This is a genomic window from Shinella agrisoli (genome assembly GCF_046557955.1).
Taxonomy (GTDB): Bacteria; Pseudomonadota; Alphaproteobacteria; order Rhizobiales; family Rhizobiaceae; genus Shinella.
In genome coordinates this window covers 22,514-35,008 of the sequence record NZ_JBJIEP010000013.1, presented here as the reverse complement: position 1 = coordinate 35,008, position 12,495 = coordinate 22,514, and the positions used below count along the sequence as shown (strand labels likewise).

Annotated in this window: 16 protein-coding genes; 5 read left to right on the top strand and 11 right to left on the bottom strand. The window is 66.0% G+C overall.

Annotation, left to right across the window (positions count from 1 at the left end; all coding sequences use genetic code 11):
- Positions 1–21: 21 nt before the first annotated feature.
- The gene (locus tag ACIIOY_RS14695; protein WP_411035421.1) at positions 22–453 is read left to right on the top strand and encodes a hypothetical protein; all 432 of its coding nucleotides are present in this window, start codon (positions 22–24) and stop codon (positions 451–453) included.
- 3 nt (positions 454–456) lie between these two features.
- On the opposite strand, the gene ACIIOY_RS14690 is transcribed toward ACIIOY_RS14695, so the two are convergent.
- Complete coding sequence (locus tag ACIIOY_RS14690; protein WP_411035420.1) at positions 457–1,584, bottom strand: DUF2336 domain-containing protein; 1,128 nt, start codon at positions 1,582–1,584, stop codon at positions 457–459.
- 127 nt (positions 1,585–1,711) lie between these two features.
- Between ACIIOY_RS14690 and ACIIOY_RS14685 the strand changes: the two genes are divergently transcribed.
- Positions 1,712–2,323 carry an aldolase/citrate lyase/malate synthase family protein gene (locus ACIIOY_RS14685; protein ID WP_411035419.1) on the top strand — a complete coding sequence of 204 codons (612 nt, stop codon included), beginning with the start codon at positions 1,712–1,714 and terminating at the stop codon, positions 2,321–2,323.
- Positions 2,324–2,363: 40 nt separating this feature from the next.
- On the opposite strand, the gene ACIIOY_RS14680 is transcribed toward ACIIOY_RS14685, so the two are convergent.
- Positions 2,364–2,972 (bottom strand): flavin reductase family protein, encoded by a 609-nt coding sequence (locus tag ACIIOY_RS14680; RefSeq protein WP_411035568.1) that lies wholly within the window; start codon positions 2,970–2,972, stop codon positions 2,364–2,366.
- Between the two features lie 4 nt (positions 2,973–2,976).
- Complete coding sequence (locus ACIIOY_RS14675) at positions 2,977–3,561, bottom strand: nitroreductase family protein (RefSeq protein WP_411035418.1); 585 nt, start codon at positions 3,559–3,561, stop codon at positions 2,977–2,979.
- 101 nt (positions 3,562–3,662) lie between these two features.
- Between ACIIOY_RS14675 and ACIIOY_RS14670 the strand changes: the two genes are divergently transcribed.
- Positions 3,663–4,655, top strand: a complete 993-nt coding sequence (locus ACIIOY_RS14670) for an RgsD C-terminal domain-containing protein (RefSeq protein WP_411035417.1) — start codon at positions 3,663–3,665, stop codon at positions 4,653–4,655.
- On the opposite strand, the gene ACIIOY_RS14665 is transcribed toward ACIIOY_RS14670, so the two are convergent.
- From ACIIOY_RS14665 to ACIIOY_RS14630, 8 genes are all read right to left on the bottom strand, one after another.
- A complete protein-coding gene (locus tag ACIIOY_RS14665; protein ID WP_411035416.1) occupies positions 4,652–5,488 on the bottom strand; it encodes a lysophospholipid acyltransferase family protein in 837 nt (278 codons plus the stop codon). The genes ACIIOY_RS14670 and ACIIOY_RS14665 overlap by 4 nt on opposite strands.
- A gap of 147 nt (positions 5,489–5,635) precedes the next feature.
- The gene (gene thrS, locus ACIIOY_RS14660; protein WP_411035415.1) at positions 5,636–7,606 is read right to left on the bottom strand and encodes a threonine--tRNA ligase; all 1,971 of its coding nucleotides are present in this window, start codon (positions 7,604–7,606) and stop codon (positions 5,636–5,638) included.
- Between the two features lie 127 nt (positions 7,607–7,733).
- Complete coding sequence (locus ACIIOY_RS14655) at positions 7,734–8,387, bottom strand: hypothetical protein (RefSeq protein ID WP_411035414.1); 654 nt, start codon at positions 8,385–8,387, stop codon at positions 7,734–7,736.
- A complete protein-coding gene (locus tag ACIIOY_RS14650) occupies positions 8,384–8,794 on the bottom strand; it encodes a RusA family crossover junction endodeoxyribonuclease (RefSeq protein WP_411035413.1) in 411 nt (136 codons plus the stop codon). The genes ACIIOY_RS14655 and ACIIOY_RS14650 overlap by 4 nt, the downstream gene beginning before the upstream one ends.
- Before the next feature lie 372 nt (positions 8,795–9,166).
- Positions 9,167–9,694 (bottom strand): DUF1697 domain-containing protein, encoded by a 528-nt coding sequence (locus ACIIOY_RS14645; RefSeq protein ID WP_411035412.1) that lies wholly within the window; start codon positions 9,692–9,694, stop codon positions 9,167–9,169.
- Complete coding sequence (locus ACIIOY_RS14640; RefSeq protein WP_411035567.1) at positions 9,691–10,098, bottom strand: DUF2267 domain-containing protein; 408 nt, start codon at positions 10,096–10,098, stop codon at positions 9,691–9,693. Before ACIIOY_RS14640 ends, ACIIOY_RS14645 begins: the two co-directional genes overlap by 4 nt.
- Before the next feature lie 16 nt (positions 10,099–10,114).
- A complete protein-coding gene (gene yidD, locus ACIIOY_RS14635) occupies positions 10,115–10,471 on the bottom strand; it encodes a membrane protein insertion efficiency factor YidD (RefSeq protein WP_411035411.1) in 357 nt (118 codons plus the stop codon).
- A gap of 39 nt (positions 10,472–10,510) precedes the next feature.
- The gene (locus ACIIOY_RS14630) at positions 10,511–10,957 is read right to left on the bottom strand and encodes an iron-sulfur cluster assembly scaffold protein (RefSeq protein ID WP_411035410.1); all 447 of its coding nucleotides are present in this window, start codon (positions 10,955–10,957) and stop codon (positions 10,511–10,513) included.
- 332 nt (positions 10,958–11,289) lie between these two features.
- Here ACIIOY_RS14630 and folE point away from each other — a divergent pair, with 332 nt between their 5' ends.
- Together folE and hisI are read left to right on the top strand one after the other, a co-directional pair.
- Positions 11,290–11,901: a GTP cyclohydrolase I FolE gene (gene folE / locus ACIIOY_RS14625; protein ID WP_411035409.1), complete on the top strand. Its 612-nt coding sequence runs from the start codon at positions 11,290–11,292 to the stop codon at positions 11,899–11,901.
- A 36-nt stretch (positions 11,902–11,937) separates the two neighbouring features.
- Positions 11,938–12,390 (top strand): phosphoribosyl-AMP cyclohydrolase, encoded by a 453-nt coding sequence (hisI, locus tag ACIIOY_RS14620; protein ID WP_411035408.1) that lies wholly within the window; start codon positions 11,938–11,940, stop codon positions 12,388–12,390.
- The last annotated feature ends 105 nt before the right edge of the window (positions 12,391–12,495 follow it).

Here is a 12,495-nt window from a genome sequence, read left to right as displayed (position 1 = left end):
CCGGATGCGGAAAGGACGGCCATGAAAGCTGCGCTCATCGTCATGACGATCATGGGCTGCGACGACAGCGCGACCCAATGCCATTACATCGATACGGTCGACCGGAGCTGGCAGACCGTGGCGCTCTGCGACGCGCAGGCCGAGACCTACATCAACCGCCACCAGAACAGGAACTACCCGGTCATCGTCGCCGTCTGCGAAAGCTCCGGCGACCGGATGACGGCCGAGGTGGCCGAGCCCGATCCCGGCCCGACGCCCGCCGAGACCTCGGCGCAAAGCGAAGTCCCTGTCCCGGCCGAGACCGCCGAGGCGCGGCAGGGCCTTGCCGCGCGCACGCTGAACTTCGTGAAGAAGGCGATCCCCGACGCGGCCTCGCTGAAAGCGGCCGTCACCACGCCGGTGCGCTATGCCGAGGACGGCTATTCCTGGGTGGTGAAGCGCTTCGCCGAATAGCTCCTATGCCGCCTCGCGCGCGGCAATGAGCGCGTAGCTGCGCGCCGTCTGGCGCTGCTCGGCGATGGCAAGGCGCTCGACCATCTCCAGCATCGACCGGCTGGACGCGTTTCCCGCCTCGCGGGCGCGGGACAGCAGCCTCTCGGAAACGGAAAGCATGCCGTCTCCCCCCTTCGCCTCGCGCCGCCACAGCATCGTCGCCTCGGCGAAGAGCGCGCTGATGTCGCGGCCGAGGCCGGCGGTTTCGTAGAGCGCGCGCACGGCCGCCTCGCGGCCGTCGCAGAGGATGGACCGCACCCGCCGCTCCGCCTGCCCGGAAAGGTTGGCGATGGCCGCCGCGAAGAACTCGACGCGGCCGGAGCACAGCGCATGCATGAGGAAGACGGGCGTCAGCCGGCCGACAAGGCGCAGGTGCTCCACCAGCGCCGGCATTTCCTGGGGCGCCACCTCCCCCACCATGCCGATCGTCGCGACATCGCAGGCCTCCCGCGTGATGCGCTCGACGCGGCCGGTGCCCACCGCCGCCTGGATGAGCCCGAAGCCGGCGAGTGCCGAGCCGATCTTCTCGACCAGCGCATGGCGCGCATCGCTCGGCAGGTCGTCGCGATCGAGCAGCCGCGCGCGGATCTGCGCATCGTCGCCGAGACGGTCTGCGATGCGCGCCAGGCTGCGGCGCGAGATCGCGGCCCCGCCGTTGTCGAGCAGCGCCAGCGCCTCCGGCACGGCGCCGATCTCCGCAAGCGCGGCCGAGACCGGCCGGGAAACGAAGGCGCGATGCGCGATCAGCATGCGCGTCGTGTCGCTGCCCCTCGCAGCAAGATCCACGAGGTCGGCATCCATCAGCAGCGGCGAGCGCAGGATGACATGGGCGGCGATTTCCGGCTGGTCCTCCGCAAGCGGCAGGATGACGGCGCGCGGCGCCTCCTCGCAGTCGGCAAGCGCTTCTGCAAGGGCGAGCCGCACCTTCGGCGCCGGGTCGTCGAGCAGGAAGATCATCGCCATTTCCGCCGCATGCCGGTCGTCGGGCGCGATCCGCGCCCGCGCGTAAGCCCGCGCCAGCACACTGGCCGCCTTCGCCCTGTCGGCTGCTTGTGCGGTCTCGACCCAACGGAGAAATGCATGAACGATCAATGGACGCCCCAAACGCCTGAAAACGCTACTTGCGCCACGCTAGCGCCAAAGTGTTTAAGATTGGTTCACCATATCCGTTAACCGCGCGGTCATTGCCACGGATGCGCGCAAAGCCCTATGAAGAGGCATGAGAACGCTCCCTCACGCCCTGCTTGCGACGCCCGATGGCCTCGCCCTGCCCGCCGGGGCGGAAACCGACGGCCGCTTTGCCATCGTCGAAGCGGCGGCAAGCGTCGAATCGCTCCGGCATTCCCTTGCCGGCGGGGCGGCGGGCATCGCCCTTGCCGGGTGCCGAGACGGTGCGGCCGTCCAGCGTCTCGCGGTCCTTCTCTCCGTCGCCGAGGCGGAAGAAGGCCGTCCCGAAGGCAGCACGCCGATCCTTGCCGTCACGGACGGCATCCTGCCGGCGCCGTCCTCCCCTCGAAACCTTTCCGGCAAGTCGGGGCGGCTGGCGGGCCTGGTCTGGGACGAAAGGGCCCTGGCAGGTGCCCTGAACGCAAGGCGTTCCCGCGCCGGAAACGGCGAATGGACCGGCGCCTTCGCGGCCGCCCGCGCTGCCGTGCTGCTCACCGCCGCAGCCGCCGGCATCCCGGCCTACGATTCGGTCTCGGAGCTTGACGGAGAGGCCTTCGCGGCAGATTGCCGGCGCTCGCGCGACGACGGATTCTTCGGCCGCGTGGCAGGCGACGAAGCGCAGCTTGCCGCAATCGAGGCGGCCTATGGCCAAGCCCGAGGATGAAGGCGTTCGTGGGCGTGTCGGAAAACAAACCGACGGTGCCTCACCCCGCCTTCGGCCGCATCATGGCGAAGACATCCGCCCCGCCGTCGCAATAGTCCATATAGCCCATCCGCCCGAGCGGGCGGGCGACCGCCATGTCGAGCATGCCGTCACGGATGATCTCCTGGCTGATATGGATGCCGAGGACCTGGCCGAACACCACCCAGTTGTCCGATTCGCGCCCGTCCGCGTCGACCGGCCGAAGGATCTGCGTCGCGCGGCACTCGAGCGCCGCATAGGCCTCGCCGACATAGGGCGCATCGACGAGACGGCCCGTGACCGGCGTGAGCGCGGCGATGGCGAACTCGTCGACCCCGCGCGGCACGGCGACCGAGCTCGCATTCATCTGCTCGGCCAGATGCCGGCTTGCCAGCGAGCAGGTGAAGACGCCGGTCTCCTCGATGTTCGTCACGCTGTCCTTGCGGCCGCTCGACGAGAACATCACCAGCTTGGGCCTGTCGGCGACCGCGTTGAAGAACGAATAGGGCGAAAGGTTCAGCCGCCCGTCCGCCGCCTTCGTGCCGATCCAGCCGATCGGGCGCGGCGCGACGATCGCCTTTAAGGGATCGTGCTTGAGGCCGTGGGCGTTCGCCCCCGTCTCGTAGAACAGCGCGTCAGGCCTCATCGCCCACCCATGTGACGATCTCGGAAAGCTCCGGGCGCGGCCGTTCGGTCGGCGGCACGGTGGGCGTGCCGATATGGATGAAGCCCGCGACCTTCTCGCCTTCCCTCACCCCGAGGATCGGGTAGGCGCGCGGGTCGAAGGCGTACCATTCCGTCAGCCAGTTCGAGGCGAAGCCATGCGCATTGGCCGCCATCACCAGGTTGAGGCAGACGGCGCCGGCCGACATCACCTGCTCCCATTCCGGGATCTTGACATGCGGCGCCGCGCGGCTGACGACGGCGATGACCACGGGCGCGCGGGTGAGCCGCGTGTTCTCCACCTTCACCATCTCCTCGGAAAGGTCCGGCTTGTCGGCGAGCGCGATCTTCGCCAGTTCCTCGCTGATGCGCCGGCGCTCCTTCCCGCGATAGACGATGAAGCGCCAGGGCGCGAGCTTGCCGTGGTCCGGCACGCGCGAGGCCAGTTTCAGCATCTCCTCCACCTCGCCCCGCGACGGGCCGGGCTCGCTCATCTGGAAGGCGGGGATCGACCGGCGGGTCGAAAGATAATCGATCAGCTTGATTTCGGTTTTCATCGGGAGGGAGTTCCAATACCTTGGCCCGCGGACGCGGCCTTGAAAATGCCATTAGCCGGGTCTTCAAGTGGAGCCTTACAGTCAGGAAGTCAACCGTTCCCATGCGCATGCGTATCCCCCCCGTCGCTGCCGTGAGCCTCGCCGTGGCGAGCCTCGCCTCGTCGTTCGTTCCGGTCCGCGCGCAGGACGCCCTGGATAGCTTCTCGCAGATCACCACGCCGCTGAAGGGCAGCAAGATCACCTCGTTCAACCCGATCGTCACCGGCGAAGCAACTCCGCAGAACCTGCGCGACGTCACCTGCGAGGCGTTGCTGACCAAGGACGGCCAGCCGATGCAGCATGGCCTCACCTGGCGCGTCTTCTCGCCGATTCCCGGGGCCGACGGCAAGCTGCCGCTGCTCGCCACGTCCGAGGGCGGCTCGGCCGCCTTCCAGCTCGTGCCCGGCGAATATTTCGTCAACGTCGCCTTCGGCCGCGCCGGCGCAACGAAGAAGCTCGTGGTTCCCGAGGACGGCAAGGTCGAAAAGCAGGTCATGGTGCTCGATGCCGGCGGCATCATGCTGAACGCCGTTTCCGGCTCCGACGTGCGCATCCCGCCGAAGGAGCTGAGCTTTGCGGTCTACTCCGCCGAAGTGCGCGAGGACGGCGAGCGCAACCTCGTCATGGACAATGTGAAGCCGAATTCCGTCGTGCGCCTCAATGCCGGCACCTACCACGTCGTCTCCGACTACGGCACGGTCAACGCCGTCATCCGCGCCGACATCCAGGTCGAGGCCGGCAAGCTGACGCGCGCGACGATCCAGCACCGCGCCGCCAAGCTGACGCTGAAGCTCGTCTCCGAGCCCGGCGGCGAGGCGATCGCCGACACGGCCTGGTCGATCCTCACCTCCTCCGGCGACACCGTCAGCGAAAGCGTCGGCGCCTTCCCGACCCTCGTGCTCGCGGAAGGCAGCTACATCGCCGTCGCCCGCAACAAGAACAGGATCTACCAGCGCGATTTCCAGGTGAAGGCCGGCGTCAACAGGGATGTCGAGGTACTGCTCGACGAGAAGGCGGCAGAGCAGAAGGCAGCCGCCGAGGACGTGGTGGACTAACCCGCCCGGCGCGGAAAGGGTCTCGGGCGCGGCGCCATCGCGAACACCGCCTCGTGGAGCCGCGCCGTGACGGCCTTCCGGTCGCCCGAGGCGAGCGACGCCCAGGGAATGACGCCGCCGATGCGCGCGGCGATCGTCGAGCCGGAAAGCCGGCGGAACTCGCGGATCAGCAGCGAGAGCCTCAGCGTCAGCGATACCTTGCTGGCGAGGTGGAAGAGCCGCCCGTTCTGCCCCTCGAAATAGACGGGGATGACGCTCGCCTGCGCCGCCTGGATGAGCTTTGCCGGAAACATCTTCCACGGCAGGTCCTCCGCCCGGCCGAAGACCTTGCGCGCCGTCGCCACGCCCCCCGCCGGAAACACGATCACCGTCGTGCCCTCCTTCAGGAGCCGCACCGCCTCCGTCCGCGTCTTCATGTTGAGCGCGAGCGCCTCCTTCGTCTCCTCGAAGGAGACCGGCAGCGCATAGGGCTGCATTTCCGGCACTTTCAGGAGGTCGTTGTGGATCATCACCCGGAACGGCCGGCCGAGCTGCTCGGCGAGCGCCAGCACGGCGATGCCGTCGCCGATGCCGAAGGGATGGTTGGCGACGATGACGACCGGCCCCTCCGGCAGGTCCGGCGGCGGCCAGGCGCCCTGCACCCTGAGGCGCACGTCGATGAGGTCGAGCATGTCGCCGAAGACGCGCGCGCTCGTTCCCACGACGGAATTGCGCCAGATGTCGTAGAGCCGGGCGTAGCGGTCACGCCCGGCAAGGCCTTCCATGGAGCGGATGAACCATCGTTTGAGGCGCGGATCGTTCTCGTTGGCGTAGGAGAGTTCCTTGAACCGCACGGCGTTCCTCTCAATAACATGCAACGTGGACGCCTGAACCACACCGTTTCCGTATCCGTGACGAAAGAGAGGCGAGTGCCGGCGGCGGCCGATCCCGCACCAGCTAGCACGGGATCGTAACAGTTTTCCGACAGGGCCGGCGGAGGCCTACGCCTTGCCGAGCTTGCGCTTGAGGTCCGGCGGCATGGCCTCCAGCGACAGCGCCTCGACCGCCGCGTCGAGCGGCATGGCCGTCTGGTTCTGCGAGCCGAGCCGGCGGATGTTGACGGAGCGCTCCTCCGCCTCCCGCCGGCCGCAGACGATGATGACCGGCACCTTGGTCACCGAATGCTCGCGGACCTTGTAGTTGATCTTCTCGTTGCGAAGATCGGTCTCGACGGTCATGCCCGCCTCACGCAGCTTCTCCGCCACCTCGCGCGCATAGTCGTCCGCCTCGGAGGTGATGGTCGCGACGACCACCTGCAGCGGCGCGATCCACAGCGGCATGTGGCCGGCGAAGTTCTCGATGAGGATGCCGAGGAAGCGCTCCATCGAGCCGCAGATGGCGCGGTGGATCATCACCGGCTGGCGCTTCTCCGAGTTCTGGTCGATGTAGAAGGCGCCGAAGCGTTCCGGCAGGTTGAAGTCGACCTGCGTGGTGCCGCACTGCCATTCGCGGCCGATGGCGTCCTTCAGCGTGTATTCGAACTTCGGCCCGTAGAACGCGCCCTCGCCCGGCAGGATGCCGGTCTTGATGTTGTTCGACTGGCGCTGGATCGTCTCCAGCACCTCCGTCATGACGCCCTCGGCGCGGTCCCACAATTCGTCCGAGCCGACGCGCTTGTCCGGCCGGGTGGAGAGCTTGATGGTGATCTCGTCGAAGCCGAAGTCCTTGTAGACAGAGAGGATCAGGTCGTTGATGCGCAGGCATTCGGCCGCCATCTGCTCGTCGGTGCAGAAGACGTGGGCGTCGTCCTGCGTGAAGCCGCGCACGCGCATCAGGCCGTGCAGCGCGCCGGAAGGCTCATAGCGGTGCACGTTGCCGAATTCCGCAAGCCGCACAGGCAGTTCTCGATAGGACTTCAAGCCGTGCTTGAAGATCTGCACATGGCCCGGGCAGTTCATCGGCTTCAGCGCGAAGACGCGTTCGTCGTCGGTCTCGTCGCCGGCGACGGTCACCTTGAACATGTTGTCGCGATACCAGCCCCAGTGGCCGGAGGTCTCCCACAGCGACTTGTCGAGCACCTGCGGCGCGTTCACCTCCTCGTAGGTGCCGGCGAGCCGCCGGCGCATGTAGGCGACGAGCGTCTGGAACATGCGCCAGCCCTTGCCGTGCCAGAAGACGACGCCCGGCCCTTCCTCCTGGAAATGGAAGAGGTCCATCTCGCGGCCGAGCCGGCGATGGTCGCGCTTTTCCGCCTCGGCGAGGATGTTGAGGTAGGTGTCGAGCTCTTCCTGCGTGCGCCAGGCGGTGCCGTAGATGCGCGTCAGCATCGGGTTGTTCGAATCGCCGCGCCAGTAGGCGCCAGCCACCTTCATCAGCTTGAAGGCCGTGCCGATCTGGCCGGTCGAGGCCATGTGCGGCCCGCGGCACAGGTCGAACCAGTCGCCCTGGTAGTAGATCTTGAGGTCCTGCCCCTCGGAGATCGCATCGACCAGCTCGACCTTGTAGCTCTCGCCCTTCGACGCGAAGACCTCCCTCGCCTTCTCGCGCGGCCAGACCTCCTTGGTGAAGGGCCTGTTGCGCTGGATGATCTCCTTCATGCGCTTCTCGATCTTCGGCAGGTCGTCCGGCGTGAAGGGCTCGTTCCTGGCGAAGTCGTAGTAGAAGCCGTTGTCGATGACCGGCCCGATCGTCACCTGCGTGCCCGGCCAGAGCTCCTGCACCGCCTCCGCCATCACATGCGCGGCGTCGTGCCGGATCAACTCCAGCGCGCGGTCGTCGTCGCGCGTGACGATCTCGATCCGCCCGTCGGAAACGGGATCGGAGAGATCGCGCAAGGTCCCGTCGAGCGAGACGGCGACCGCCTTCTTGGCCAGCGACTTGGAAATCGCCTCGGCCACGTCACGCCCGGTCGAGCCCGCGGGATATTCGCGGACGGAACCATCGGGAAAAGTCAGGGAAACGGGTGCAGACATGAAAGATCTCCTATCCAGTCCCGCCAACGAATGCGGGTGGTATGCGAGGGAATGGCCGGAAGCCGGCGCGTTGCGTCGCGCGGTATACGGGGAAAACGGGGGGATTGGAAGGGGCCAACCGCGCCAGCTATTCAGCCGGACGGGCGCCGCCTTCATCCGGTGTCCGGATTTGAGAAACCAGTTCCAGAACGCGCTTCACGTCGGCCCGGGACGGTTCGATATCCAATTGTCCATGGGCGAGCTTGATGCGAAGACTGGCCAGTTCCAGAAGTTCCGACACCTCGTCGCTGCGGATATAGCCTTCCGACGCAAGAACGCCGACCATCCGATTCGCTTCGACCGGCTTGTCGTCGATAAGGCCGGCCTCCCTTGCACTCGCCTCCAGAACCGACCAGGCCAGCATGAACGACGCTTGATTATGCGCGCCCGACAGGCTTTCGATTCTTTTGACGATCTGGTCCAGCTCACCCGCGGGCAAGGCCGCGACAAGGGGGGCGAGCGAGTTGAAGTAATAGACTTGGAACTCCCAGTCGTCTCTGCCGTTGAACAGCTCGCGTATTCTCGCGAGGCTGCCCTCGACCTGCGGACTGCCACGCCCCTTGATCTCCAGGGCGATATTGGGCTTTCTTCCGACCGCGATGGCATCGGGGACGTATCCCTCAATAAAGGACGGCAACTCCGCTCTAGAGGGATTGCGTATCAATTTGTAGCCGCGGCGCACGAATTGAGGCTCGAGTTGATCCAGCGCCAAGCGTTCCATCTCGGAATGACTGGTTCTCATGTCTGTTCCTCATCAAAGGCCTCAAGCCGAATATAAACGATCGGCTCGAGCGAAGCGACAGCCGCATTGAAATGAAAACTGTCATCCGTAAGCGGAATGGGACGTCCGGGCTCGAAACGCTGAATGACAAGGCGCTCGATTTGCCTGTCATCCATATAGATGCATTCGCAAAGCCCGTCGAGGATAGGCTTGGCGGCGTTGTCGAGGTCCGGTTCAAGCGTGGTCTGGGGGAAAAAGTAGACCGTTGCAGTCAATAACCCCTGCAGCGCGAAATGCCCTTCGTCCATTTGACTGCGCGCTTGGTCGTGAACATCCCTTTTCCAATCTTCCAACGCGCTCTTGCGTTTGGTTTGATGGCTGATCGGATATCCTCGAATAAGCAATTCAAGCGGAAGTTCAGGTTCCATCAAATCCTTTTCCTGCCTGTGCAAAATCTCAGCGATTTCACAGTGGGAATCAACCTTGACTTGCTCCGCCTGTCGTTTTGTAACGAAGTTTTTTCACCCACATTTCCCCGTCCCCAGAACCTCCCTTATCCTGAACCTCCTTCCTTCGCCGGACGGATCGCGTAAAGTGTCGATGCGGCGGGAAGAAGCGAGGAGCACTGCGGGAGCGAAGGCTTCCGTCGTGACAGGCTTCCCCCTTCCCCGGGTCTCGCGGGGTCGGTTTGGGTCCGCCATGCAAGCAGGATGCGGGAGCGGTTTTCGGACAAGGTACAAGCGCCGGCAGACTGTGCAGCGACGCAGATTCCCGCCTGAAGGAGGCCGAGGCGCGCGCCGTCAGCCGAGCATCTTCCAAAGGCCGTTGACGGTGTTGGCGTTGCGCAGCGTGCCGATGCCGAGCTTCTTCGTCGTCAGGTGCGAGAGCAACCTCGTCTCGCTCGGCTTGCGGGAAAAGTCGATCCAGAGGTCGCCGCCCACGAGGGCGAGGCGGATCCCGGGCGCGGCGATGCCTTCGAGCCTCGCAAGCGCTTCCGGCCCGAGCGGCCGGCGCATGACGCGCACGCAGACGTCCGGTCCGTTGCCGTCCGGGAAGGGATTGCCGGCGGCAAGGCGCCCAAAGGCCTCCGCCGTGCGCAGGATGATATCGACATGCTTGCCGAAGCGCTCGCGGAAAGCCGCCTCCAGCCGGGCTTCGATGGCCGGAAGAGGCGCCTCGGCGGCATCGAAGATCAGGTTGCCGGTGGCGACCAGGGTGCGGGTGCCGTGGTAACCGAGGCCTTCCGCCATGGCCTTGAGGTCCGCCATCGCCACGCGCTTTCCGGGGCCGAGCACGATCGAGTGCAGGAGGGCGACATAGGTCGTCATGCGCGCCAATATCCGCGCGCCCCGGCCGGCAGGCGTTCCAGCGCGCGCTCGAAGGCGGGCCGGTCTACATGGCGGCGAAGCGCCGCCGCCACGTCCGCGATGGCGGAGGCAGGCGAAACGTTGTGGTCGCCGCGGAAGGCCAGCACCTCGCGGGTAAGGCTCTCCCGGTCCGCGAAAGCCTTTCGGGGCTCGGCCGTATCCCAGCCGGAAACGAAGATCGCGCGCAGGACGGGCGGCAGCACAGCCGCGAAAGCCAGCGCTTCATCGATGGAAAGGCGGCGGCGGAAGACCGTCAGCACCGCCTCCACCATCGTGTAGGCCTGATTGGTGGTCGCCAGCATGGCCGTGTCGCGCGCGTCGATGAGGAAGGCGTCGAAATCGCGGGAGGCGTTGCGGTATTCCATGGGCACGGTCACGGCGTCACCCCTGAAGCCGCCACAGCCGCCAGGGCGCCCACCAGCGCAGGCGGGCCTCCAGCGCCTCCGGCACGGGATCGAGCCCGTGCGTGCCGCCAGGGCCGCAGCGGGCGACGCGGAAGAGCGTCATGAAGCCGCCGTGCCACAGGCCATGGCGGGCGATCGCCTCGTAGCCGTATTCCGAGCAGGTCGGAAGATGCCGGCAGGAATTGCCGACGAAGCCGGAGAGCGTCAGCTGGTAGAGGCGGACGAGACCCATGCCGAGCAGGCGGCCCGGCGTCTTGCGGAACGGGCCGTTCCAGTTGCGGCCCCTGTAGGAAAGGCGCCCGGCGGCGTGCTTGCAGTCGGGAGCGTCACACATGGGCGCGTCCATCCAGAGGCAAGCCGCCCTGCACCGCCCTCACCCCGCCTTTTCCAGCCGCTTCGCCTCGATCTGGCCGATGGCGTCCACCACCGCGTCGAAGGTCAGCATGGTGGAGGCGTGGCGGGCCTTGTAGTCCTTGACGGGCCTCAGGAAGCGCATGTCCTCGAAGCGGCCGGTCGGGCCCTCGCCGTCGGCCTTCAGCATGGCGAGCATGTCCTCGCGCGCCTTGCGGATTTCGGCGGTGGTGGCGCCGACCACGTGGCGCGCCATCACGGAGGAGGACGCCTGGCCGAGCGCACAGGCCTTCACCTCGTGCGCGAAATCGCTGACGCGGTCGCCGTCGAGCTTCAGGTACACCTTCACCCGCGAGCCGCAGAGCTTGGAATGGGCGCCGGCCTCGGCGTCCGCGTCGGGCAGCGTGCCGATGCGCGGGATGTTGCCGGCGAACTCCAGGATACGGCTGTTGTAAATATCGTCCATCATGGTCCCGTTTTCCGCATTTTTTGCGGAATCTTCAATGATCCGAGGAGATTATTCCGGCCTCGTCGGTAAAAAAGCATGCCGTGTCGCCTCGGGCCCCTTTCGCATGCGTCGCCCGATACTATATGATAACTCGTATTGGGGTGAGGGTTTTGCAAGATGCGGAACACTCACCTGTTGTTTGGGAAACCGTGCCGGACGGTCAGCGCACTGTTAAGCGAAGACCCGAAAGCCCCGGAGCCCGCCAACGGAACCCAAGCCTGCAGGGTTAGGCGAATGGCCAGTGGCGAGTCCGATAAACACGTCAGGTAACCTGCAGAAAGGTCAATGGGTCCATGGACGCCATAGTCACCAATTTTCCGCGCATCGAGGATGAGTCCGGCCGCCCCACGCAGAAGGAGGCGGAGGATGCCGTGCGCGTTCTGCTTCGCTGGGCGGGCGACGATCCGGAGCGCGAAGGGCTGCTCGACACCCCCGCCCGGGTCGCCAAGGCCTACCGCGAGCTTTTCTCCGGCTACGACCTCGCCGCCGAGGACGTGCTCGGCCGGACCTTCGAGGAGGTCGCCGGCTACGACGACATGGTGCTGGTGAAGGACATCCCGTTCTTCTCGCATTGCGAGCACCATATGGTGCCGATCATCGGCAAGGCGCACGTCGCCTACCTGCCGAACGGCCGGGTGCTGGGCCTTTCCAAGATCGCCCGCGTCGTCGAGATCTACGGCCGCCGCCTGCAGACGCAGGAGACGATGACGGCGCAGATCGCCAAATCGATCGACGAGACGCTGAACCCGCGCGGCGTCGCCGTGATGATCGAGGCCGAGCATATGTGCATGGCGATGCGCGGCATCCAGAAACAGGGCTCGACAACGCTCACCACCACCTTTACCGGTGCCTTCAAGACCGAACCGGCCGAACAGGTCCGGTTCATGACGATGATCCGGAGCTAGGCGGAAAGCCGGCTCCGCGAAAGAGAGCCGACCGCCATGCCGATCACCTTCAAGACCCCGTCCAAGGACAAGGCCGAGCTCGAAACGGGCCCGGCCTTCACGCCGCGCTTCGACGAAAACGGCCTGGTGACCGCCGTGGTGACCGACGCGAGGGACGGCGAACTGCTCATGGTCGCCCACATGAATGCCGACTCGCTGGCGCTGACCATCGAGACCGGCATCGCCCACTACTGGAGCCGCTCGCGCAAGGCGCTGTGGAAGAAGGGCGAGACCTCGGGCAACCTCCAGACCGTCGTGGAGATGAGGACGGACTGCGACCAGGACGCCGTCTGGCTGAAGGTCGAGGTTGCCGGCCACGACGCCACCTGCCACACCGGCCGCCGGTCGTGCTTCTACCGCACGGTCTCGAACGGGCCGGACGGCGCGGTGCTGACGATCACCGGCGGCGAACCGCAGTTCGACCCGTCGGCGGTCTACAACAAAAATTAAGCATCCCGGCGCTTTCCGTTCCGTTTCGGCACGGATTTACGAATTGGCAACGGATATGCACGCCTAATATCGGGCATGGCGGCCCCTATCCCCGCCATGCGGATC